The 23532-nt window shown below is 43.6% G+C and carries 18 protein-coding genes; 15 read left to right on the top strand and 3 right to left on the bottom strand.

Annotation, left to right across the window (positions count from 1 at the left end; translation table 11 throughout):
* Both ACKPQ5_RS00385 and ACKPQ5_RS00380 read left to right on the top strand, forming a co-directional pair.
* On the top strand, positions 1–953 hold a 953-nt coding region (locus ACKPQ5_RS00385), incomplete at its 5' end, for a sugar phosphate isomerase/epimerase family protein (RefSeq protein ID WP_407677104.1).
* A gap of 98 nt (positions 954–1051) precedes the next feature.
* Positions 1052–2026, top strand: a complete 975-nt coding sequence (locus ACKPQ5_RS00380; protein WP_407677103.1) for a YHYH protein — start codon at positions 1052–1054, stop codon at positions 2024–2026.
* Here the strand turns inward: ACKPQ5_RS00380 and ACKPQ5_RS00375 are convergent.
* Complete coding sequence (locus ACKPQ5_RS00375; protein WP_407677102.1) at positions 2023–2763, bottom strand: DUF4886 domain-containing protein; 741 nt, start codon at positions 2761–2763, stop codon at positions 2023–2025. The genes ACKPQ5_RS00380 and ACKPQ5_RS00375 overlap by 4 nt on opposite strands.
* 388 nt (positions 2764–3151) lie before the next feature.
* Here ACKPQ5_RS00375 and ACKPQ5_RS00370 point away from each other — a divergent pair, with 388 nt between their 5' ends.
* The 4 genes from ACKPQ5_RS00370 to ACKPQ5_RS00355 all read left to right on the top strand — a co-directional run bounded on the left by ACKPQ5_RS00370 (position 3152) and on the right by ACKPQ5_RS00355 (position 10510).
* Positions 3152–6442: a DUF6797 domain-containing protein gene (locus ACKPQ5_RS00370; protein ID WP_407677101.1), complete on the top strand. Its 3291-nt coding sequence runs from the start codon at positions 3152–3154 to the stop codon at positions 6440–6442.
* A gap of 18 nt (positions 6443–6460) precedes the next feature.
* A complete protein-coding gene (locus ACKPQ5_RS00365) occupies positions 6461–8410 on the top strand; it encodes a sialate O-acetylesterase (protein ID WP_407677100.1) in 1950 nt (649 codons plus the stop codon).
* A 79-nt stretch (positions 8411–8489) separates the two neighbouring features.
* Positions 8490–9671 carry a metallophosphoesterase family protein gene (locus ACKPQ5_RS00360; protein WP_407677099.1) on the top strand — a complete coding sequence of 394 codons (1182 nt, stop codon included), beginning with the start codon at positions 8490–8492 and terminating at the stop codon, positions 9669–9671.
* A gap of 65 nt (positions 9672–9736) precedes the next feature.
* A complete protein-coding gene (locus ACKPQ5_RS00355; RefSeq protein ID WP_407677098.1) occupies positions 9737–10510 on the top strand; it encodes a carboxylesterase family protein in 774 nt (257 codons plus the stop codon).
* Positions 10511–10555: 45 nt separating this feature from the next.
* Here ACKPQ5_RS00355 and ACKPQ5_RS00350 read toward each other — a convergent pair whose 3' ends face one another.
* On the bottom strand, positions 10556–11458 hold the full coding sequence (locus ACKPQ5_RS00350; protein WP_407677097.1) for an ADP-ribosylglycohydrolase family protein: 903 nt from the start codon (positions 11456–11458) through the stop codon (positions 10556–10558).
* A 24-nt stretch (positions 11459–11482) separates the two neighbouring features.
* On the bottom strand, positions 11483–12571 hold the full coding sequence (locus ACKPQ5_RS00345) for an alkene reductase (protein WP_407677096.1): 1089 nt from the start codon (positions 12569–12571) through the stop codon (positions 11483–11485).
* Positions 12572–12723: 152 nt separating this feature from the next.
* Between ACKPQ5_RS00345 and ACKPQ5_RS00340 the strand changes: the two genes are divergently transcribed.
* The 9 genes from ACKPQ5_RS00340 to ACKPQ5_RS00300 all read left to right on the top strand — a co-directional run.
* Positions 12724–13752 carry a GDSL-type esterase/lipase family protein gene (locus ACKPQ5_RS00340; RefSeq protein WP_407677095.1) on the top strand — a complete coding sequence of 343 codons (1029 nt, stop codon included), beginning with the start codon at positions 12724–12726 and terminating at the stop codon, positions 13750–13752.
* Between the two features lie 23 nt (positions 13753–13775).
* Complete coding sequence (locus ACKPQ5_RS00335; RefSeq protein WP_407677094.1) at positions 13776–17210, top strand: PVC-type heme-binding CxxCH protein; 3435 nt, start codon at positions 13776–13778, stop codon at positions 17208–17210.
* Between the two features lie 5 nt (positions 17211–17215).
* Positions 17216–18013, top strand: coding sequence for a glycerophosphodiester phosphodiesterase (locus ACKPQ5_RS00330; RefSeq protein ID WP_407677093.1), 798 nt, complete (start codon positions 17216–17218; stop codon positions 18011–18013).
* Positions 18014–18180: 167 nt separating this feature from the next.
* Positions 18181–20682, top strand: coding sequence for an alkaline phosphatase D family protein (locus ACKPQ5_RS00325; protein WP_407677092.1), 2502 nt, complete (start codon positions 18181–18183; stop codon positions 20680–20682).
* A 12-nt stretch (positions 20683–20694) separates the two neighbouring features.
* Positions 20695–21465, top strand: a complete 771-nt coding sequence (locus tag ACKPQ5_RS00320) for an alpha/beta hydrolase family protein (RefSeq protein WP_407677091.1) — start codon at positions 20695–20697, stop codon at positions 21463–21465.
* Positions 21466–21539: 74 nt separating this feature from the next.
* Complete coding sequence (locus ACKPQ5_RS00315) at positions 21540–22172, top strand: 3-keto-disaccharide hydrolase (protein ID WP_407677090.1); 633 nt, start codon at positions 21540–21542, stop codon at positions 22170–22172.
* 291 nt (positions 22173–22463) lie between these two features.
* Positions 22464–22790 carry an SWIB/MDM2 domain-containing protein gene (locus tag ACKPQ5_RS00310; protein ID WP_407677089.1) on the top strand — a complete coding sequence of 109 codons (327 nt, stop codon included), beginning with the start codon at positions 22464–22466 and terminating at the stop codon, positions 22788–22790.
* A 131-nt stretch (positions 22791–22921) separates the two neighbouring features.
* Positions 22922–23173, top strand: coding sequence for a hypothetical protein (locus tag ACKPQ5_RS00305; protein ID WP_407677088.1), 252 nt, complete (start codon positions 22922–22924; stop codon positions 23171–23173).
* Between the two features lie 95 nt (positions 23174–23268).
* Positions 23269–23532, top strand: a 264-nt coding sequence (locus ACKPQ5_RS00300) for a hypothetical protein (RefSeq protein WP_407677087.1), incomplete at its 3' end; no start/stop codon positions are given.

Here is a 23532-nt window from a genome sequence, read left to right as displayed (position 1 = left end):
CTTCCCTTGCTTCAACCGCTGTTTCGGCTCCTCTTCTTGGGAAAGATCGAAACCTAAAAATAGAGGGGAAGGCAAAGTCAGGTACGAAGGTAGCTTGGCAGAATGGGAAAAGTTATTGGCCAATCTGTTTGGACACCGCCACTTTGGACAAGGGAATTGGTTTAGAAGATAAACTACGCTTGGCCGCGGAAGCTGGCTTTGACTGTGTCGAACCATGGGATCGGGAGTTGGATCAGTATGAAAAACAGGGGGGGGATCTAAAGGACATAAAGAGCTTGGTGGCAGATTTGGGATTATACATTCCCAGTGTAATTGGATTGTGGAATTCGATGGATGCAAGTGAAGAGAGTTTCAAGTCACGTCTCGAGGAACATCGAAATCGTTTACGAATGGTATCTGCGATTGGTAGCCGAAAAGTTCAGGTTATCCCCAACATGAAATTAAAAGATTCTTTCGATTATAATGTGGCCTCCTGGTGCTACCGTCAAATTCTGGAAATGGCGATTGAGGATTATGGTATGGAGGGTGCCGGGATTGTATTCCTGAATTTCTTTTCTCCTCTTTCCTCAATTGCAGATGCAACCCGGGTTGCCTTTGGAGCGGATCATAAAAAAGCCCAAATTATACCGGATACCTTTCATATGTTTTTGGGAAAATCAAAACTGGTTAACTTTAATCATTTACAGGGAGATTTCATTACCATTTTTCAATTCTCCGATTGTCCCGCTGGCGTGGAACCTCATGGGAGGCATGATGATAAAATTCGTGTTCTGCCCGGAGATGGTGTTTTGCCTTTGGTGGAAACCTTAAAGACTCTTAAAAGGATAAACTACAAAGGACCTATTTCATTGGAGCTTTATAACCCGGAATACCGGGCGAGGGAACCCAAGGCATTTCTCGCCGAAGCGTTACGGAAGACGGTCCAGGTCACCCGGAAGGGGAGTGAATCTTGATTGATGAAGGTAGAATTTTTGGTTACAGCCTAACTTAGAGTTCAATGGCTTGAAAAGTATATTGGAACTTTTTTCATTCTTCTGAGTTATTAGTAATTATGAGAACTCAGCCCACTTGCATTCTTTCATTTTTAATCTTTCTCTTTTTTGCCTGTCAGGTGATTGGCCAGCAACGCGGGCCGGGTGGGCGTCCCCCGGTTCGTAAGCATACGGTTACGGAGAGTGGTGATTTGAAATTAAATCCAGCGGTTGAAAAACTTTCCCAGAAGAGCGTGAGTAAATTCAAGGAGTTGAAAAAGGAAATTAAAGTGGAGGCAAATGGAATACCCAAGCACAAGGTCGGACGATTCCCCAGCAGGCACAATCCGAATTCAGTGGAGGAACAGGCCCATAATTTTTCAATCCCTACCAATCAAAAACCTGCCAGTCAGCCTATTTCGTTACATAACGAATCAGGCCGGGGGCCACCGAATATGCCCTTTGGAATTGCGGTAAACGGTGTACTTTTTGACCCCGGTACGGCGGAGTTTTTTATGGGAGACCGGCGGGCGGACTGGAACTACGAGGCTCTCGGCGGATCCGTCCTGCTCGGACTGGATGCCAACCATGGCCATGTTCAGCCTAATGGATCGTATCACTACCATGGATTACCGACCGGGCTACTTAAAAAACTGGGGGTGAATGCGAAAGAACATTCTCCACTGGTCGGATATGCGATGGACGGCTATCCGGTGTATGCTTTGTACGGATACAAGAATCCAAAAGATCCGAAATCAGGAATCCAAAAAATGAGCAGTAGTTTTCGGTTAAAAAAAGGAGATCGTCCGAATCCACCCGGTGGAAAGTACGACGGTGCATTTAGTAAGGATTATCAATATATAAAAGGATCGGGTGACCTGGATATGTGCAATGGCCGGTTTACGGTGACCGATGAATTCCCCAAGGGCACCTATGCTTATTTTTTGACCGAGGACTGGCCGGTCATTCCCCGATATTTTAAAGCGGAGCCCTTAAAATTGCGTGGTGGACCAGGGCATCAAAGAGGCGGAGGTCCGCCTCGTCGTTCGCCTTAGTTTTTACTAAGCTTCTCGAGTGCGGCCCGGGCGGCTTGGCGTAGCCTGTGAGCCTTAGGTTTTTTAATTTCGCCCCGCCATTTTATGGTGATTGGATCTTTACCGGTTAGGCCAGCCCAGAAAACAGAGGAAACCACATAGGCTCCGGTTTCAGACGGATGGCTGCCGTCTTTTTTATAGAGGCTTTCAAAGAGTGCCTGGTCTTGCTGTTTAATTTTTGAATAAGCGAGACCGACCGGGAGAATGCGTGCCCGGTTTTTCTTCCCCGCCTCGAAATAGGCGGCGGATATTTTCTTCTGCATGGTTTGATAGTCGGGATAAATTTTGGGATTCTTTTTATCTCCTTCTTTCCTTCCCCAAGTCAGGTAGAGGCAGGGAGTGGATCCATTTTTTCGAATAATTTTGGAAAACGAGCTTACAGCATCTTGGAAGCCTTGGGAGTATTTTCCACCCAGTCCGGATTTCTGGCTTTGTTCCTGTAAAATTACAAAGTCCCATTTTTGGGAGAGAATCATCGGTTTGGTGGTCGGATCAGCGAGGTGATAGGCAAGGTCTTTTCCACCCTTGAAATGAAATGTAAGTTTCCAGTCCGGGCTTTCGTTCTTAAATAAATCAGTAATGATACGGGAACATTGGGAGGTGTAGCTGTTACCAATAAAGAGAACTTTTTTTGCCTCGCAGTGAATCGTTGTGATGGACAAAAAAATTATAAGTAGATGGATGGTGTTTTTAATCATGGAAAGGATGTAAGAAAATTTATATTTGAATTGAAGCATTAAGGTTTGTCTAAACCGATAGGCAAGCCGAACCTGTTATCCAGTTCTCCAAGACTTCGTTTCGGAATGTTTCCAAAAGAAAAACAATCGTTAATTCGGATGGTAATCAACTTACGATACAGAAAGTTTATAGGCAAATATAGTCTTTTTTTGGAGATTATTATAATGATAGATTAATAATTATTCTGAAATTTACGATTTCTCCCCCTAATTTATTTATGGGTTTATGGATTTACGGTATCGATAAATTTATTTTTTTATTTAATCTAAATCATTTAATTTTCTCTCTTTTCTTCTTTCCTAGTATTTCCAAAATCCACAAAACAACATTCTTTTAGTAAACTTATTTATGACTGTGTTATCCAGAGCCTTTTTCTTACTCACTTCATTTGCTTTATCTGTAAGTTCTTCCTTGGCCGTCCCGAAAGGACTTAGTCCGGCATTGATCCAGCGTTGTGCACCTTGTCACGGACCAGACTTGAACGGAGTGGGTGGGGTATTTCCCAGTCTAATGACTTCGGAACTGGTGAAGTCGGGCAATAGGGAGGGAGTGATCAAATTTATTACACATGGTAGTCCCCCAGATTCCAAATCGTTGGTTAAGATGCCTGCCAAAGGGGGGCATTTAGATTTAGGAGATGAAGAGATTGATGACATTGCTAAGCAGGTAATTGAGTTGGCGAAGGGTTATGTGGAAAAGAAACCATCTAAGGTGGCTTCGGATGGCGGTTATTTTAAGGATCGTTATGGACCGGTGGTGTCGACCGCGATTGAGACTGCTCCGATTGTGGCCTGGCCACCAGCAGAGGATGCAAGTGATCGCTTAAAAAGATTGTATCTGCGTGAGAAAAAGCTTCTGGCAAAGGTTCGAGAAATGGGAGGCAATGAATTTACGAATATTGGATTGGAGGATTTATCCAATTTAAAAACAATGGATCTGAGCCGACCATCAGACCCGATCAAAGGAACCTCCGGTAATTCTCCCAAAAATGAAAGCCCATTATTGGCAATCGATGATCAACCGGCCACGAAATATCTCAATTTTGACGGGGCTGGTAGCGGGCTGGAAATAAAGGTTCAAAATACAATCGTGAATGGAATCACAATCACATCCGCCAACGATGCACCGGAAAGAGATCCGAAAAGCTTTGTTCTCAGTGGGTCCAACGATGGGAAAAGCTTTGTCGAGATCGCGAGTGGTTCGATCCCAGTTTCCCGGGGTAGGGGGAAGTTAAAAACGATGAGATTTCCCAATGGAAAAAGTTTTGCGAATTACCGGGTCGTTTTTCCGGAATTGGTTGGAGATGGAAAGATACCCGTGCAAATTGCTGAATTTGAACTTCTGCCAAAATTGGAAGGCAGTCCCATCGATGATCTGTCCAAGGAAGCCACGAAACTGCTTGGGCAAATTGATGAGGTTAGGCAAAAAGTTCGCTACATTGTTTCAAGGGCTCACCTGGTGCCCCTTGGTGAAGACCGGCGGGCCGGAATGGTCTTTGACAGCGAGACGATGTCCTACTCCTTAGGCTGGACGAATGATCAGAGCCTAAAGGCCAGTGGAATGCCTTTTGCCGGAGCACATGGTGCAGCGGCAGTCGTCAAGGAGAGCTACAATCTTTTCCGTACCGGAATGCTTCCTGGTTGGGCAAAGGCCAAGGAAATGATTAAGAAAGATCCACGCCGTCAGCCCTACAAATCGTTTCCAAGAATGGGAGCCTTGCCCAAAGGCTGGGCTCATTTTAAAGGTCACTATGTTCACAACGATAAGGTAATTTTTAGCTACTCAGTGGGCGAGGGGAAGGTCTTAGATATGCCGGGTATCGTTAAGCAAAAAGGACTTAAAGCACTGACTAGGACTGTTCAGGTCGAACACCCTTCGACATCCGTGATACTGTTGGCAGAGAATGATGACTCACAAATTGAGAAGACAGATCAAACATTTACTGTTTCCTTGGAAGGGCGAACCTGTAACTTTTCATTGGTGGATTTCTCGAATGGCGTAAAATTATTCGTCTGGGAAAACCTTTTACTTTGCGAAGTGCCCAAAGGAAAGAGTCGATTTAAGGTTGCGATGTGGGCGGGTGATCCGGCTTATCAGCCTGCGGTTCGGTCTGCAGCCGGAAAGGCTGAGGATTTATCTAAGCTTACCGACGGAGGCTCAGCTCAATGGGGTGATCCCATCCCCGCCGAAAGTGAACTTTCGGATAATCAGACTGATGCCTATGTGGTCGACAAGATTGGAGTTCCTTTTAATAATCCATTGGAGCCGAAGATGCGCATTGGTGCTTTTGATTTTTTTAAGGACGGAAAGACTGCGGCGGTATGTACCTGGGACGGGGATGTATGGATTGTTTCCCATATTGATGAAAAACTGGAAAAGGTAACCTGGAAACGATTTGCCACCGGTTTGCATGAACCACTCGGACTGAAAATCGTGAATGAAAAAATCTACACGGTCGGAGATAATCAAATTACCCGTTTTCATGATTTTAATGGAGATGGCGAAGCCGACTTTCTGGAAAATTTCAATAACGACTGGGAGAACACGGAGGGCTTTCATGCATTTTGTTTTGATTTGCATACCGATCCCGAAGGAAATTTTTACTTTGCCATGGGTTGTCCCGTACGGGCAGGAGGGCGTGGGTTTGAAAGAATGGGGAAACAGCATGGTTCGGTGATCAAAGTGTCCTCCGATGGTAAAGATATGTCTATTTATGCAAGTGGATTTCGTGCACCTAATGGAATTGGAGTTGGGCCAAATGGAGAAGTAACCACCGGGGATAATGAGGGATCTTTCGTGCCGAGCGCACCCCTGCATTGGGTAAAGCCTGGAAGTTTTAATGGGGTGGTTGATTCCTATCATGGAACCAGAAAATTAAAGAGCTCTCCAATCGCAGGATATGAAATCGAGTACAAGGACTGGAAAAATTATAAGGCGAATGAACGCGAAGGATTTCAACATGATCCATCGGAAGCCCCCAAGCCGTTGGTATGGATGAGTAAGAAGCGCGGGATTGATAATTCCGGAGGCGGGCAGGCCTGGGTAACCAGTAGCAAATGGGGTCCACTTAAAGACCAATTACTCCATCTCTCTTACGGACAAAGTAAAATGTACGTCGTGCTTAAGGAAGAGAAACATGGACAGATGCAGGGTGGGGTCGCCAGGATTCCGGTTGAGCTATCGAGTAGTGCAATGCGAGCCAGAATGAACCCAAAGGATGGGCAGCTTTATGTTTCCGGGCTTAAGGGGTGGCAAACTAATGCCAAAGGGAACGGTGGATTGGATCGTATTCGATACACCGGTAAACCAGTTCATTTGCCAAAATCGATTAAGGTGAAAAAAGATATCGTTGAAATTGGCTTTTATGAACCCCTTGATCCTGAAGCTGCAAATTCCATTTCTCAGTTTAAGTTTGGAGCATGGAATTTAAAGTGGTCATTTAATTATGGATCCCCAGAGATCCCAGTAAAAGAACTGGAATTGAAAAAAGTGGAATTACTGGATGATGGAAAGACAGTGGCTTTACATATTCCAAATTTAAAACCGGTTCACATGGCTCAGATTGATTACGATATCAAATCAGCCAAGGGAGAAGAGATCAAAGGGCGCATTGATCACACCATCCATGTGGTGGAATAGTATTTTCGTAAATTTGATATGAAAGTTGTTCTATGGTTGGCCGTTCTTTTTTCCATTTTCATTGGCTATGTCCAAGCCGAGAAGACCGAGCCCGCCTATCGAATAATCTCACCGGTTGAATATCAGGTAATTCAAAGAGGTATTGGTAATGAGGCTTGGGTGGAAATTAAGGTTGTTACTTCATTATCGGTTTCTAAAAGCGGACTATTGGAATATCGTTTGGATAAAAATAGATCTTGGGAAAAGCTAACGGGTGAATGGAATAATCAAAACCTTTTATCCCGACTTAAGATACCCGCTGGTGGCTGGTACAGTCTGGAAATAAGAGAAGCAGGGAATCCGGATAATCGATCGCTAGTTGTTCAGTTTGGGGTGGGAGAGATTTTTGTTATTGCCGGACAATCGAACTCAGGAAATTACGGGGAGAAAAAACAGGCGACCCAAACAGGATTAGTTTCGGCCTTCGACTTTGAAAATAAAAAGTGGCAACTTGCTGTGGATCCACAACCCGGTGCCGGTGGAAGGGGTGGAAGTATTATGCCTTTGCTCGGTGATGCACTAAGTAAGAAATTGAACCTACCCATTGGAATCATCGCCTACGGGCAAGGTGGAACCAGCGTGCGTGAATGGTTGCCACAAGGCTCAAGGTTTCCAAATCCTCCAACTGTTGAAAACAAGGTTCGAAAAATCAACGATGGCGATTGGGAAAGTTTGGGGAAGATCTACCCCGGATTTATTGAGCGTATGAAAGCATTTGGAAAGAATGGTTTTCGTGCCGTGCTCTGGCATCAGGGAGAGAGTGATGCCAACCAAAAAGACCCCACACGCACCCTTTCCGGTCTTCTTTATGAGAAGTATCTTACCCAATTAATTTTAAAAACCCGAGCAGATCTTGAATGGGATGTTCCATGGTTTGTCGCACAAGCCACGTATCATGTGCCGGGTGATGAAGCGGATCCGAATATTCGCAAAGCCCAGGCAAGCCTTTGGAAAAACGGAGTTGCCCTGGAGGGGCCGGATACTGATCAATTGAAAGGAAACTTACGGGGACGGAATGGCCAGGGTGTTCACTTTAGTGGTCCGGGACTGCATGCACACGCCAAGGAGTGGGCTGAAAAAGTGAGCCCATGGCTCGTACAAAAAACCAAGAGTGTAAAATATAAATTTTCCTTTGGTGCGATTGCGGATTGTCAATATTGTAGGGGGCCGAACCGGGGGTCTAGGCATTATGCATCTTCTGCAAAAAAGCTTCATCAATGTGTTCAGGAACTCAATAGCCACGATCTCGAGTTTGTTATCCACCTCGGTGATTTTATTGATCGGGATTATGACAGTTTTGATAAAGTCTTACCGATCTATCAATCTTTGAAAATGCCAGCCTATCATGCACTCGGAAATCATGATTTTGATGTAGCCGATAAATGGAAAGCCAAAGTCCCCGAGCGAATGGGGATGCAAGGAAGGTACTATGATTTCAAAGTCGAAGGTTGGCGGTTCATCGTACTGGATGGGAATGATGTTAGTTTTCATGCCTACCCAAAAGATAGTCTGGAATATCAGAACGCGGGTGTATATTACCGGGAAAATAAAATCAGCTCACCCAAATGGAATGGAGCGGTGGGGGGAAAACAGGTTGCTTGGATGCGAAAAATTTTAGAGACAGCCGAAGCAAAAGGGGAGAAGGTTATTTTGTATTGCCACTTCCCGGTTTATCCCGCTGATCCTCATAATTTATGGAATGCGAAGGAGGTAATTTCAATACTCGAAGAGTTTTCCTGTGTGAAGGCATACATCAATGGCCATAACCATCAAGGGAAGTATGGACAAAAAGACGGCATCCATTACCTAACTCTAAAGGGAATGGTGGAGACGGAAGATAATGCCTACTCGATCATTAGTGTTCATCAGGATGAGCTGAAGGTGAAGGGCTATGGTAGAGAAACGGACCGACGCTTATTGCTTAAGTGATCAGTTTACTTATTTGTTAAACCTTCCTTAAAATCGGATTAAAGAAAGACTCCCAATCTCTAAATCTCCAATAAACCTTATGAAATTATCCTTACCCATCCTCCTTACATTTACATCTCTCATTCTCTCATTTTCTCTGAAGGCAGCTAAGGGTATTGAGGAAGCTCTTTTTACCTGGACGGACTCTCCTTCCACCACGCTGAATGTGATTTGGTTAGTGAAAGATAAAGATCCAACCCTTTTTCTTTGGGGGCAGGCTGATCAAAAAGATACACAATCTACAAATGTGAAAAGACATTCTTTTTACAAGGGCTCGGGATTGGAGGTTTGTCAGGTTCAACTTACAGGTTTGAGTCCAAGTACAGGTTACCGAATATTTCTGGGCGATAAGGAATTTCGTGCTCGAACCTTACCATCAAAACGACCGGATCGCATTAGTTTTGTGACCGGTGGGGATATGATGCATTCTCCCGATTTTCACAAGGGTGGGGTGAAGGCGATGGCATCAAGATCTCCCCATTTTGCACTCTTGGGAGGAGACTTGGCTTATGCAAATGGTCAGTCGTGGGAGCGGTGGCTAGATTGGATTGAGGAATACGCAGATCATGCGGTGAGCGAGGACGGGTATTCCATTCCATTTATTGTGGCGATTGGCAACCATGAGGTCAATGGCGGGTATGGAAAAACTCCCAAGGAAGCTCCTATGTTTTACAACTTATTTCCATTTCCACAAAAACTGAAATCCTATTATACCATCGATCTATACGAAGATTTATCTGTGGTAATACTCGACTCCTCCCATACCTATACCATTGAGAGTCAGGTCGAATTTTTAAAATCCTCGCTTTCTTCTCGCAAGGATCGTACCCACTTATTTGCTCTCTATCATTTCCCCGCTTACGGAATTATGAAGGGTGGATTGAATAGTCCCATCAGTAAAAGTATGAGAAAGCATTGGGTTCCCTTGTTTGACCAATACGGCCTGGATGCTGCCTTTGAAAACGATCACCATGTTTACAAGCGTTCTAAACTTTTGAAGGGAGACAAAGTAAACCAAGATGGCACGCTATATATTGGAGATGGAGCTTGGGGGGTAAAGACTCGGAAGCCCGGAGCCAAGGAGTATTGGTATGTGGAAAAATTCGAACCTACCCGCCATGTCATTGAAGTTGAAATCAAGGACAATATTCGTACCTACCGTGCGATCAATCATGATAAAAAAGTTTTTGACGAGTTCGTTGACAAGCGAGATGCGGACTAAAAAATAAGTCAAAATTGCGTAATCTAGCCTTGTTCTTTTAGAGGCTTTTTCGAATGATGAATGGTATGAAAAATCTATTCATTGCAATCATTCCATTATTTTTACTGGGTTCATTATTTGCACAACGCGAACAGCCAGAAGTCCGTACTTTAGATTCAAAATTTTCAAAGAGTACAAAATGTTTAAATCCTGAATACCTTTTATTCTCCGCAAAAGGGACGGGAGATAAGAAACCTGCCTTGTTAATCTATCTGCACGGAGCGGGTGGTGTGGGAAGCGATGTGAAGCGGTTACAGGGACAAGCTCGAGCATTGCTTGAGGGAATCAATAAGTTTAAAAAAGGTCCGTGTCACATTGTGGTTCCGCAATGTTCTCGTACTCGAAAAGTGGGGGGTCGGGGAACTTGGGAAGCCAGTGATTTGGATCTGTTGCTTAAAGGATTGAGTGCAAGTTTGGATTTTGATTCAAAAAGAATTTATCTGACCGGTAACAGCATGGGTGGATACGGATCCTGGACATGGGGTGGAAATAGCCCTCAACATTTTGCGGCCATTGCACCCGTTGTCGGAGGCATCGGTCCGGGTGGACCCAAGGATGTGACTATTGAACTGGATCAATGGGCCGCAAATTTAGCCAAGGTTCCGGTATACGCATTTGCGGGAGCCAAGGATAAGGTTGTGCCCGCCGAGAGATCAGTTCGAATGGTTGATGCCATAAAAAAAGCCGGAGGCAAAATCGCTAAAATTAAAGTCTACGAGGACCAGGGGCACAATGCCCGGCAAGTAGTTTATTCAAGTAAGGAATTTTACGACTGGATGTTCAGTCAGAAAAGAAAGTAGACTGTAAGTGAAGCTCCATTGAAGAGCGTCAAAACACTCGTATACTTAGCCCTCAGAAGAATTAGTTTTCAGAAATTGATCGAGGCACTTTGTGGATTTTAAATCGGCGATCCAATGCTCGGGAATGGAGGAAATTCCATTGGCCGCACCTAAGAGTATGCCCAAGGCTAATCCACGGGCACAATTATCTCCTCCTGCCATGGCGTTTTCGATAAGTGCTGCTTCGGTATCACCCCCGTGCTTTAAGGCTAAATAGAGAACGGCGGGGAGGGCGGATGAAATGGAGCAGGCGGGTCCGAGTTTACCGATTGCATCCACGGCATTTTCCGAGAGCACACTGTCTGCTTTTTTGAGTGCCCACTCGGGTGCCGTTTCGTTGAGGGTATCAAGCAGGTTGGCTCCATGTATGAGTCGATAACCTGCCTTGGCGAGAAAGGTTGCGGATTCTTCGGCTTCTTTGGAACGATGGGTAAGCATGGTTTGCTCAACCGCTGCTTTAACCACTTCACTTTCGGAGGAACTTGAAAGGTATACAATAAGTGGGGCAATCCTAGCCGGGCCGGCAATTTCCACTGAATCGCTACCACCTTGAGTCTTGTCAGTTTGATTTTGTACATTGGCCAAGGTAGCTTTGCTGGCACCATCCACATAATCATTGTAGTCGGGCCACATGCCGAGCCAGTCGTCCATAAACATGGAAGGATCCCACTTTTTTTCTCTTGAAAGAAATGTTAACAGGCAAAGGGACTGGTCTCCCACATGCCCCTGATCCCCCGCTTTCTTATGGGGATGGTAGGAATCAGCGCCAGGTCCCTTGTAGTGAGTTATCCGCCCATGTTTTTGAGCCAGTTCATTTGCATCGTAGATCCAGTGTACACCAAGGGAAAGGGCGTCTGCACAGTAAGAGCCAAACAGAAGACCGGATTGTTTATTGGTTAAATCGTTCATGTAGGATGACCTGAAATTTTTATTTTAATGCGTGTTGGATGGAAAATCGGTGTACCCTTCGGCAGTCGAGGAACTGTACCAAGTCGAAGGATCTGCATCTTCTGCAAGAGGGGAATTGGCAGCGAATCGTTTCACTAGGTCTGGGTTACTGATGAATGGACGCCCAAAGGCAATCATATCTGCGTGACCTTCGGATATGGCTTTTTCAGCAGTCTCTTCGGTGTATCCACAATTACCCATAATGGGTCCTTTAAAAACCGCACGAAATTCCTGGAGGGTCATGGGTTCACCAAGCTCATGAAAGCCAAAAGCAAGACCATCCATGATATGTAAGTAAGATAATCCATATTGATTGAGTTGTTTGGCTGAGTAAGTGAACTGTTCTCGATAATCAGGGGAACCCATATCATCAAATATTCCATTGGGTGACAGGCGGACGCCTATTCGATTGAAGGGAAAAACTTCTCCGACTGCCTGAACGACTTCATCGAGTAACCGATAACGGTTTTCCATACTTCCGCCATATTTATCCGTTCTATGATTTGTTTTGGACTGTAGAAATTGATCGAGTATGTACCCATTGGCCGAGTGTATTTCGATACCATCGAAATCGGCAGCTCTTGCCAGTTCTGCTCCTTTTCTGAACATCGCAATAATTTGCGGAATTTCCTCGAGCTCAAGTGCTCTGGGGACCTCGTAGGGTTTACTGCCATCTGGGGTATGAGTTTCATTATTTTCAAGGCGGATAGCGGAGGGGGCTACAGGTTGCTGGCCATTGATCAATAGACTGTGTGTGGCCCGGCCTGGATGCCAGAGTTGCAAAAAGATTGTACCATCTTTTTGGTGAACTGCCTGAGTCGTCTTTTTCCAACCTTCGACATGTTCATTATTGTAAATACCAGGCATATTTATCCAGGCAATTGCACTGCTATCCACACCAGTTGCTTCGGCAATGACCAAACCGGCTGATGCGCGCTGTCCGTAATACTCTGCCATTAATTCCGTTGGACAACCATCCGGCGTTGCTCGAGTTCGTGTCATCGGTGCGAGAATAACTCGGTTCTTTAATGGTAGATCCCCAATTTGGGTGGGTGTTAAAAGTTGTTTAGTCATTAAAAGTATTTAAACAAAAGTTCCTGATTATACAATCGTATGCAGTATTTTGTATAAAAAGAGTGTTTTTGGACTGACTCTGCTACTTTCAATTGTAAAAAGAACTTTGTCTTTTTTCGTAAGAAAAGAAATAATGGATATATATATAGCTCATGAAAAGTCCTACATTCCACCTCACCTCTTTGTTCCTGTTTTTTAGTTTTGTTTTTCCCTCCGCTTTTGTTCAAGCAGATCATCATGGCAAGGTCTCTACTCCTCTTTTGCATACAGGAGACCGTGTAGCTCTTGTGGGTGGCGGGTTAATCGAGCGGGCTCGTTTAAATGGATATCTCGAAAGTGCTCTGACTTTGGGGGCAGGTCCGAAGGTGAGTGGCCTAAGATTTCGAAACCTCGGTTGGAGTGGAGACACGGTCTTTAATGATGCCCGTTCTTACTTTGGAAAACCCAAAGAGGGGAGGGAAAGGCTAAAGAAAATAATTGCCGAATGGAAGCCCCGCGTGGTTTTGCTCAATTATGGTGCGGAAGTCGCTTTGTCAAGTGGTCGGGCATGGACGGACGAATCCACGGCGAGCAAGCGTTCCGCAGGGAGTTGGGATGAAAGTGTAGCGGTTTTTCTGGAAGGATATGGAAAAATGCTTGAAGAAATAAGAAAGGAGGCTGGTGATGATTTAAGGGAAATCGTTGTAGTCGCCCCACCACCGTTTGAAAACCTAGGGAGTCCACTACCTGACCATCAGGAAAATAATCGAAGACTTGCCAAGATTCGGGACGCTCTACAAGCTTTTGCGAAGAAAGAGAACCTTCATTTCGTTGATCTTTTCAGGGCAATGGGGGGAGATAAACCGGAAAAAGAAGCTTCCACTAAAGCGTTTACTCATGACGGGCTTCATTTCACCAAGCATGGATACCGTGAGCTGGCTTCCCAACTTGCTCTGGGCTTGGGATATGAAGCAATCCAGCCAGATACTCGGACCGAAAATTTGAGGGAAGGTATCATCGAGAAAAACCGCTTATTTTTTCATCGATGGAGACCAGCCAATGAAACCTATCTGTACTTATTTAGAAAACATGAACAGGGGAATAATGCGAAAGAAATTCCTCAATTTGATCCCATTATTGAAGAACGGGAGAAAGAGATTGAAGCGATCCGAAGTCAATTGCTTAAAGGTTCCCAAGGATAATCTACCTACCACTATTTTAATTCATGAAAATTACCACCTTTTCCCTTTTTCTTTTTTTCACCCTATTTACCATTACCTTTGGCCAACGGGGCCTCACCAAAATTCCTGATACTTCGATTCAGGCTCAGTTAGATTCATTTGTTTTACCGGAAGGGGCAAAGATAAACCTTTTTGCCAGTGAGCCGGTGGTGCGTAACCCGATTCATATGAACTGGGATTCAATGGGCCGGTTATGGGTGGTGGGTAGTCCGCTTTATCCTCATATTAAACCTGGCGAGGAAGAGTCCGACCAGTTGGTTATATTGGAAGATACCAATGGGGACGGAGTTGCGGATAAGCATACAGTTTTTGCAGATGATCTGCATATTCCAACTGGCGTGCTTCCCGGGGACGGAGGAGTCTATGTGGCTAACAGCAACGACGTATTGTTTTTGAAAGATACCAATGGCGATGGAAAAGCCGATCATCGTGAGGTTATTCTTTCTGGATTTGGAACGGAGGATACCCACCATATTGTTCATACCTTCAGGTGGGGGCCGGAGGGAATGATGTGGCTCAATCAGTCGATTTATATTCATACCCACCTCGATACTCCTTATGGAATACGCAGACTACTCGGAGGTGGAATGTGGCATTATCGTCCAGAGACCAAACGATCGGAAGTATTCATGAAGGGGCTGGTTAACCCATGGGGGCATGCATTTGATGAATGGGGCCAAAGCTTCATGACGGATGGAGCTGGAGGTCAGGGAATTAATTTTGTTTACCCACGATCTGTTTTTGTGGCTTCTCCCGGTGCTCCCCGCAAATTAGAGGGATTGAACCCCGGACAGCCAAAGCTATGTGGGCTTGAAGTCTTATCGGGAAGTCATATTCCCGAGCATTGGCGTGGTGCACTGGCTTCACCTGATTTTCGTGGTCATCGTATTAAAACTTTTCGATTGAGTGATAAGGGGAGTGCTTTTGAATCGAGAGAATATAAGGAATTGCTTGCATCCAGGCATGGGGCTTTTCGACCGATTGATGTGAAAATGGGACCGGACGGAGCAATCTATGTGGCCGATTTATACAATCCTATTATCCAGCATGGTGAAGTGGATTTTCGTGACCCCAGACGTGATCATAAGCATGGACGAATCTGGCGGATTAGTTTTCCGGAAAATCCCCCGGCACCCTTTACCAAGCCTGCCGAAATGAATTCCAAGGCTTTAGCAGAAGCGTTACTTTTTTCCGAAGAGAATATTGTCAGGGAGTTAGCCACTGCTGAATTACGAACCCGCAATCCTGATCAAATGTTGTCAGCACTAAATTCCTTTCCATTGAAGGATGATATCCATGTAGTACGTCGGGTCTGGGCAACTCAGGCCTTAAATCGATTAGATATTGGATTGGCTAAGCAATTGACCCAATCGAAATCACACAAGGCAAGAGCGGCCGGACTTCGTGCCATTTATTACGATGCATCCAATAGCAAATACAAAAATATCCTTTCCATTGCTGAAGAAGCTGTTTCGGACCCATCTCCCCATGTTCGTCTATGGGGGGTGAGTCTGTTGGCTCAACTGGACTCTCCTAAAACTGTAGCAATTGCATTGCGTGCATTAGAAGGAGTGGAGGTCGATGACTTTCTGGACTTTGCCGTATGGTCAATATGTAGAGAGCATCGTGACCGGTGGGTTAATGAGATGAAATCCAAAGGAGAAAATCCATTTGCAAATCTTTCTCAACTACTTTTTGCATCTTCTGCAATTGGTGAACCGATGGGAGCAGATCAGATTCTGGCTTCGGTTGAAAGCGGCAAAATTAAGGATGATCGAAAAGTCTGGGAGGTGGCAAACTGGATGGCCAATGAAGGTTCTCCCAATCACTTGGAAAAGCTTCTTAATTTGGCAACGAAATCGAGTTCGGTGTCCCGACAGCATGCTTATTTGAACGCCCTTTTGAATGCCAAAAAGATTCGAAAAATAAATCCGTCCGGTGACCTGCAAAGAGTGATCCAATTTTTGGAAAGTGAGAATGATACTATTTGGAGCACAGCGACTCAATTGGCCGGCTTATGGAAGCTGGAAGTTGCCCGGCCAAGTTTGGAACTGGTTTTGAAAAGCAAGCAATCTAAACAGCAAAGGAAAAATGCGGCGATAGACTCTTTGATTGCTATGGGGGGAGAAAAGACCCGGCAGTTTTTTGATCAGCAAATAGTAGACGAGCAGAATACATACGAACAAAAAATTACGCTCATTAAGGGTCAGCTTAAGCTTCAGCCAAATTTAGCCGCTAAGCGTGCAATCAACTTGCTTCAGAATATACCGAATACCCAAGATTCTGGTAGTGTTTTTTCGGCCTTTATTGGAAACCGTGGAGCAACCCAGGCTTTCACTAATGAACTTCAGGGAAAAAAGCTTTCACAGAATGTGGCCTTAAAGGGGATGCAGCTTGCGGAGAGTTCACCCACCCGACCAAAGGCTTTAATTGCTGTTTTACAAAAGGCTGGTGGATTGAAGGCTATGAAGATGAGCCTTTCAAAAGACGAAATGATTACGATGATCGAACGGGTAAATATGCATGGTAATGCGAAGCGCGGGGAGAGCGTGTATCGAAGAGAAAATTTACAATGTGTGGCCTGCCATGCAATTGGCGAAGTGGGCGGAGTGATTGGGCCTAACCTTGTCTCCATCGGAGCAAGTGCACCCGTGGACTACCTGATTGAATCTCTGCTGGAGCCAAGCAAAAAGATTAAAGAAGGATACCATACCAATTTGGTGACCCTTAAGAATGGAGATTCTTTTGCAGGTGGAATTTTGAGCGAGACAGACAGTGAATTGGTCATCCGTGATCTAACTGGGAAGCATAACCGGATCGCAAAGGCCGATATTGGTAGCCAAATTATTTCCCCGGTTTCCCTGATGCCTGTTGGATTAACAACCCAGTTGAGAGAAGATGAATTTGTTGACTTGGTCCGATTCATGAACGAACTGGGAAAGGAAGGGAAATACAAAACCAGAACCAATCGCTTTGCCCGTCAGTGGGAGGTTTTACCGGTACGTTCTCCAAACCCCGGAACGATTCACCATTATGGAGCAGAAATGTTTACGCAGGAATTTAGCGGATACAAGTGGGAGCCATTTTATGCGATGGTAGGTGGTGGAATTCCAGTGGACGAAGTGCCTGTGGCATTGCAAAGGAGGGCAGATAAATATCAGGTAATGCGTACACACATCGAGGTTACAAAACCTGGAAAGCATAAGATGCGCTTGCAGGGAAACCTAAGCCAAATGAGTTTGTTTCTTGGTAGCGAAGAGATAGAATTTCCACCCAAGGGAGATGGGGCAGATCTTTTGGTTGATTGTAAAAAGGTGGGTAAGCAGGAGATCTTACTGGTATTACAGGGAGCGGGTTCAAAAACTCAGTTTTCACTTGAGGCATTATCCGAGGATATGAACATGATCAAAACATTTTAGTTTCCATGAGTAGGAATCTAAAACTTGTATCCAGTCTTACCTTTCTCTTCTATAGTCTATGCTTTGCTGACCCTTTAATTGTAGCCCATCGTGGTTCCTCTTTTGAGGCTCCTGAAAATACGTTGCCCGCTTTTCGCTTAGCGTGGGAGCAGGGAGCAGATGCGATTGAGGGGGATTTTCTTTTAACGAAAGACGGTCAAATTGTCTGTATTCACGATGCATCCACGAAGCGACTGGCCGACAAAAATTTGGTTGTATCGAAATCCACCTTTGAGGAACTTCGTGCCTTGGATGTTGGAGCATGGAAGCACACCAAATTTAAAGGAACGAAGATCCCTACGATCTCAGAAGTTTTTGCCACTATTCCAAAAGGGAAAAAAATATTCGTGGAGGTGAAATGTGGACCTGAGATCATACCATTTTTGATCAAAGAAATCAAAAAGGCTAATTTTGAAACTGACCAAGTTCGGTTGATTTGTTTTAATACAAAAGTGATTAAAGCCTTTAAGGAAAAAATGCCTAATTACAAGGCTTATTGGCTTTCTGGATTTAAGAAGAAGAGCGGATCCTGGAAACCTTCCGTGGATCAAGTCATTACGACCCTGAAAAGTTGCAAAGCTGATGGACTAGACTCGCAACACACAATTCCCCCTGAGTTCTCAAAATCGGTTATCAATGCTGGTTTTGAATGGCATGCATGGACGATCAATGATTCTAAGACTGCAGAAAACTTAGCGAAGAGGGGGATTGATTCAATTACCACGGATCGCCCTAAACTTATTAGTTTAGGTTTCAAGAATTAGCCCCAGCACAGATTTTAAATTACCAATCTTTGTCTTTTGGGATTGGTATTAAAAATATTTAGAATTGAATATTCGTACTTATGGTAAAAGGAATTAATCACTCGTTTCTAAATTTAATGCCCCTAAGGCTCTTTATGTCTTGGATTGTTTGTTTTTTGATTTTGCAAATGAGTGCTCCTTTGCTGATGGGAGCCAGTTACAAATCTTCACTTCGTAATGATATCACCCGTCCATTTGTAGGGAAGGAGTTTTGGCCTAACCCGCAGATGGATTGGCAATTAAAGAATGGGAGAATGGAAGTGATGATTAGCAAGGGTGGGAAAACCCACGACATTCATCTGCTTACCCATCAATTAAAATCCCAGGAGGGTAGTTTTTCTCAATCTGTCCGTGTAAGTTTTGAGAAAATAAATCCTAATAAGATTAAGCGGGCCGGGTTTAAATTTGGAATTATCGGAGCGATGCCCGAAGAATACCGGTCAAATTTATTTCTAAGCTCAGGCTATATGGCTGGCGTAACATCGGAGGGCAAACTCTTTGGACCGGGAATTGAAAGTAAAACCACCTTGCCGAAGTCAGCTTTGGAGGATCTTCGATTAACTCTTAAGGTAGAGCATAAGGGTGATAGTTGTGATTATGCCTTAGAGGCTCGCAACCCGAGTATGGAGGCCAACGGTAAAGCATTCATGTCTATAAAGAAAACCATGCGTTTGAAAAAAGGATTACTTGGAAACTTTGCCTTGTTTGCCGACTACTCTCAGAAAAATCACGCTGCTTCCATTCCTGCTGATATGCAAGAATTTCAAACGGATGCAAGTTTTCAGGATTGGCAAATTTCAGGAAATAAAGTGAAGCAGAATCTGGATCAAACTTTTGGACCTATTCTTTGGACTCAATACACCCTGCATCGAGGCGTCATGAAAATGACGGCACAAGTTTCCCCCATGGGTAGAATGAACAGAGAAAAAGTACACCTCGAACTCTTGAAAGAGGGTAAGTGGAAAAGGGTACAGAGTTCTGCGATCCATGAATATGCGAGTACGGCTCATTTTCGAATGGAAAACTGGAACGATCAGCAGCCAGTTCCTTTCAGGGTGGTTTTGAAAGATGGAAATGAAATGGCAGAATGGAAAGGAACGATCCGTAAAGATCCGAAAAATAAAAAGACTATCAAATTAGCGGCTTTGTCCTGTATGAAAGACGGAGCATTTCCCAATCAATATTTACAGCAAAATATTTTGGCCCAAAACCCGGATATTTTATTTTTTGCAGGCGATCAACTTTATGAGAGTAATGGAGGGTATGGGATTGTCCGGGCATCCAAGATCGAAGATGTGGCAAGGGCTTCTTTAAATTACCTTCCGAAATACTGGATCTTTGGGTGGAGCTTTCGGGATGTGATGAAAGACAGGCCATCCATCGTGATTCCTGATGATCATGATGTATATCATGGAAATATTTGGGGGTTAGGAGGAGGCCCAGTTCCAGAAGGGGGAAGCAAAAATAGCGATGGTGGATATGCTATGCATCCAGAATGGGTAAGGATGGTGGAACGTACCCAAGTTTCAAATTTGCCTGATCCATATGATCCAACACCAGTACTGCAGGATATCGGGGTTTATTACACTGATTTTAATTATGGTGGAATCAGTATGGCTGTTTTGGAAGATCGAAAATTTAAATCCGGACCGGCACAAGCAGTGGATAAAAAAACGCATAAGGGTAGGGTGGACCATGTTCGAGATTATAGTATGGATCCTAAAGTATTGGATAAACCAGGTTTGAGCTTGCTGGGTGAAAGACAGGAGAAGTTTTTGGAGCATTGGGCTGGGGATTACCGTGATGCATCGATGAAGGCGATTCTTTCCCAGTCTCCATTCTGTGCCGTTGCCACCCATCATGGGGGTGGAAAGGACAGCAATATTTTAATCGCGGATCTTGATTCTAATGGATGGCCGCAATCCGGACGAAACCGAGCGATTGAATTAGCGAGAAAAGCACATGCGGTTATGATTCACGGAGACCAACATCTTGCCACCGTGGTTCATCATGGGGTGGAAGAATGGAATGATGCTGGGTTTTCTTTTGCCGGTGCGGGAATCTGTAACGGATATCCCCGCTTGTGGGCACCCAAGGAATCGGGGAAAAATCGTCGGCCTGGCTCGCCCAATTACACGGGCGAATTTTTGGACGGCTTTCATAACAAGATAAATGTCTGGGCAGCGGCTAATCGAATCGACAAACAGTATCCTGAAAAAATTATAGGGAAGCCCACGACAATGCTTGAAAAATTAAACAATTCGGCATCCGGATATGGAATCGTAAAATTCCATAAAATTGAGCAGGAAATTACGATGGAAAGCTGGCCTATTTATGAGAATATGACCTCAGATATTGCCAGTTATGAAACGCATAATGGTTGGCCAGTTACGGTTTCCGTAGACCAGCAATATAATCGGAAACCACTCGGTTTTCTGGCTCCCGTCAAGATAAAGAAGGAGAGTTTAATTGTTCGTGTGCGGAAAGAACCATCTGGTGAATTGGTTTATGCTCGGCGAGTGACAACGGGTACATACCGTCCTAAAGTTTTTGAGATGGGTAGTTATCGAGTTGAAGTGGGGGAGCCTGGAAACTGGAAAACCTTTAAGAATCAAAAGATTCAAAACTAAGAGGGTGAAATAATGAAATTTATTTGCTTACTCGTTCTTTCTTTTTCCTCTTTCCTTACATATGGGCACCGCCTTGAATATGAGCCAGTGGAATTTTGGGTTGGTTCCTCAAAATGTTTTGTATTGGATGCTAATTCTAGCAATCAAAATAAACCCTGGGTCTGGTATGCCCCTACTTTACCTGCTCACCCCGATACGTCGCACAGTTGGTATATCGACAAACTTCTTGAAAAGGCAATTAGTTTTGCGGGCTGTGACCAGGGAGAAGTGCGTGGATCCCCCAAAAGCGTGGGCCGCTTTACAAAGTTTTATAATGAAATGGTCGATCGTGGATATTCAAAGAAACCCATATTGCTTGGGCAAAGCCGAGGCGGACTTATGATGCTAAGTTGGGCGGTCAAGAATCCAAATAAGGTAAAAGCCTTTGCAGGAATTTATCCGGTTTTGAATTTGAGGAGTTGGCCGATGACCCGAAATTTAAGCTCCACTTTAGCCGATTTTGAAATGGATCAAGGTACCTTTTTAAAAACGGTTGATCTCCATAACCCGATCCATCAACTAGAAGGGTTGGCTCAAGCAAAAGTGCCTTTGTTTATGGTGCATGGAGATTCCGACCGGATCGTTCCACTTGAAGAGAATACTGAGATTGTGATCAATCGATATACGAAGTTAGGGGGAGGAGCTGAAGTAAAGGTCGTGCCGGGAAAGGGACACCAAGTCGGCGACGATTTTTTTAAATCAAAGGAATTGATGGAATTTATAATTCAGCATTCGACTAACTAAGAGGAATATGATTTTGGATAGCTGTTGATATGTTTATAGACAATTAACTAGATTATACATTTACTAAAATACTTATGAAAAAACAAAAATTACTCGTTCTTCCAATCATTCTATTGTTAGGTTTCTCTGGTTTTTCACTCTTTGGTGGCAAAGCAATTAATTTATTATCGCCCAAGCAGATTAGTCTGAATAAAAACTGGACTCTTAAAAATGGGATTCTTACTCCCTCCGAAACACCGGGTGGAATAATTTGGTCAAAGGGTAAATTTAGCGACTTTACCATTTCCCTGGAATATAAGACTTCTGAAAAAGCAAACAGTGGATTATTTTTCCGTACAGACCCTAAGAATGCAGTGCAGGGAGGATTTGAAATTCAGATTGCTTCTCCTGGACTATACAGTGGGAAACACATTGTGGGATCCCTCTACGATGCAAAGGAAGCAAGGGTTGCGGTTGGTAAGCCGGATGGGGAATGGAATAGGATGGAACTGACATGCAAGGGATCGAGTATACAGGCTAAAGTGAATGGGAAAAAAGTAATCGATGTAAATATTGATGACTGGAAAGAACCCAACAAAAACCCAGACGGTTCCAAAAATAAGTTTAAGATTGCGTTGAAGGATCTTCCGAAGAATGGACACTTTGGACTTCAGTATCATGGCCAGCCCGTTTGGTTTCGTTCTATAAAAATTAACTCTTTAGAGTAATTTTTCTAGTATAGAACAAAGATCGGATGATTTCGTTTTGGACTATTACTGAGGGCGTAATTACCCAAAATTAATAGTGAGAATTAGATTTTGCTTCTATTTGGGGTCAAAGTGCTACTTGGCCCAGAATAATCGGCATAATGAAGTTGGTTTTACTCGGGATTAAATCAAAGGAGTTGTTCACAATTCTTTAAATTAGATTGTGTTTAGGGTTAAATAGAACAGAATTCAGAATTATTCATTTTGATGAACAATCATCTTTTATTAAAACTTAAACAATAAGGAATTAAAATGGCAGAACCAAAAGGACTTAACAAACCAGTAAAATTAAAAAGCGACTTAGCCTCATTCTTGGGTGATACTGAACTTCCCCGTACAGAAATTACACAGAAACTCTGGGCTTACATTAAATCAAACCAACTCCAGACGAAAACTGAAAATGGAAAGCCTGAAAACGCAGGTAAATTCATCGTTGCGGATGCAAAACTTTTGACTGTTTTCAAGAACACTAATGCAACAAGCAAGAGTGGTAAGGTAACAGATTTAAGAAATTTAAAAGAAGGTGAAACCATTAATATGATGCAAATGGCGTCTGTTGTTGGAGCCAATATTGAGTAATTCAATTTTAAAATTCTGAACCGGTCAAATTGGGTTCAATCAAGCACACTTATTTTTGAGTAAGTGTGCTTTTTTATTTTCTGTTGTAAATATCTTCAGATTCTAAAAGATGGTTTTCTATAAAGAAGCCTATGATGAATAATGAACACCGAAAAAGAATTGTTCTTGGAATTATTTTCATTAATCTTTCCATTTTTTTAATCTCTGTCTTTTTCTTAACCTATCAGGGTTCCTTTACCTACATTACTGGAAGCGACTTTGATTATTTCACGAGCAAAATTTTCTCGAGAAGAGGTTGGGATGCTCCTTTAATGATCCTGACTTGCAGTAGTCTATGTTCTCTTGGAATATACATGATTACAGTAAAGCCGGATAAGAAATAGTCATCATTAAGATCAATCATGATCGGAACTTTCCAGAATTGATGATCATAATAATTATGGAAATATTTATTAAAATTGATTCCTATTTTTAAAAAATGAAAAGTATCATATTATTACTCTCCTTTCTTCCTCTTGCCCTTGGTACTTATATTTGGGGTAGGGATGGATGGAAAATAGCATTTTGGCAAACCAGTGTTGCGAAAAGAATTGAAATTCCAATTGTTGAAGGAATGCCTGAACTAGGGACGCAAACTCAAGTCATTTGGGAGGAACGGTTCGTAAGTGGGATTGAAACGCCATTGGTTGGTCTTGCTGCAAGTGTCCTTTTATTTCTCTTTTTTTATATTAAATTGAGGCGA

The organism is Candidatus Seribacter sulfatis (genome assembly GCF_964187635.1).
GTDB classification, from domain to species: Bacteria; Verrucomicrobiota; Verrucomicrobiia; order Opitutales; family Seribacteraceae; genus Seribacter; species Seribacter sulfatis.
Note: the sequence above shows the minus strand (reverse complement) of the source record. Positions and strands in the feature narration are given on the sequence as shown.

What these genes read in the sequence shown, in the direction of transcription:
- ACKPQ5_RS00310 (WP_407677089.1), top strand. Translation starts at nt 22,464, where the DNA reads ATGGCAGAACCAAAAGGACTTAACAAACCAGTAAAATTAAAAAGCGAC.
- ACKPQ5_RS00360 (WP_407677099.1), top strand. Translation starts at nt 8,490, where the DNA reads ATGAAATTATCCTTACCCATCCTCCTTACATTTACATCTCTCATTCTC.
- ACKPQ5_RS00350 (WP_407677097.1), bottom strand. Translation starts at nt 11,458, where the DNA reads ATGAACGATTTAACCAATAAACAATCCGGTCTTCTGTTTGGCTCTTAC.
- ACKPQ5_RS00325 (WP_407677092.1), top strand. Translation starts at nt 18,181, where the DNA reads ATGAGTGCTCCTTTGCTGATGGGAGCCAGTTACAAATCTTCACTTCGT.
- ACKPQ5_RS00375 (WP_407677102.1), bottom strand. Translation starts at nt 2,763, where the DNA reads ATGATTAAAAACACCATCCATCTACTTATAATTTTTTTGTCCATCACA.
- ACKPQ5_RS00335 (WP_407677094.1), top strand. Translation starts at nt 13,776, where the DNA reads ATGAAAATTACCACCTTTTCCCTTTTTCTTTTTTTCACCCTATTTACC.
- ACKPQ5_RS00340 (WP_407677095.1), top strand. Translation starts at nt 12,724, where the DNA reads ATGAAAAGTCCTACATTCCACCTCACCTCTTTGTTCCTGTTTTTTAGT.
- ACKPQ5_RS00330 (WP_407677093.1), top strand. Translation starts at nt 17,216, where the DNA reads ATGAGTAGGAATCTAAAACTTGTATCCAGTCTTACCTTTCTCTTCTAT.
- ACKPQ5_RS00380 (WP_407677103.1), top strand. Translation starts at nt 1,052, where the DNA reads ATGAGAACTCAGCCCACTTGCATTCTTTCATTTTTAATCTTTCTCTTT.
- ACKPQ5_RS00320 (WP_407677091.1), top strand. Translation starts at nt 20,695, where the DNA reads ATGAAATTTATTTGCTTACTCGTTCTTTCTTTTTCCTCTTTCCTTACA.
- ACKPQ5_RS00315 (WP_407677090.1), top strand. Translation starts at nt 21,540, where the DNA reads ATGAAAAAACAAAAATTACTCGTTCTTCCAATCATTCTATTGTTAGGT.
- ACKPQ5_RS00355 (WP_407677098.1), top strand. Translation starts at nt 9,737, where the DNA reads ATGAAAAATCTATTCATTGCAATCATTCCATTATTTTTACTGGGTTCA.
- ACKPQ5_RS00305 (WP_407677088.1), top strand. Translation starts at nt 22,922, where the DNA reads ATGATGAATAATGAACACCGAAAAAGAATTGTTCTTGGAATTATTTTC.
- ACKPQ5_RS00370 (WP_407677101.1), top strand. Translation starts at nt 3,152, where the DNA reads ATGACTGTGTTATCCAGAGCCTTTTTCTTACTCACTTCATTTGCTTTA.
- ACKPQ5_RS00345 (WP_407677096.1), bottom strand. Translation starts at nt 12,571, where the DNA reads ATGACTAAACAACTTTTAACACCCACCCAAATTGGGGATCTACCATTA.
- ACKPQ5_RS00365 (WP_407677100.1), top strand. Translation starts at nt 6,461, where the DNA reads ATGAAAGTTGTTCTATGGTTGGCCGTTCTTTTTTCCATTTTCATTGGC.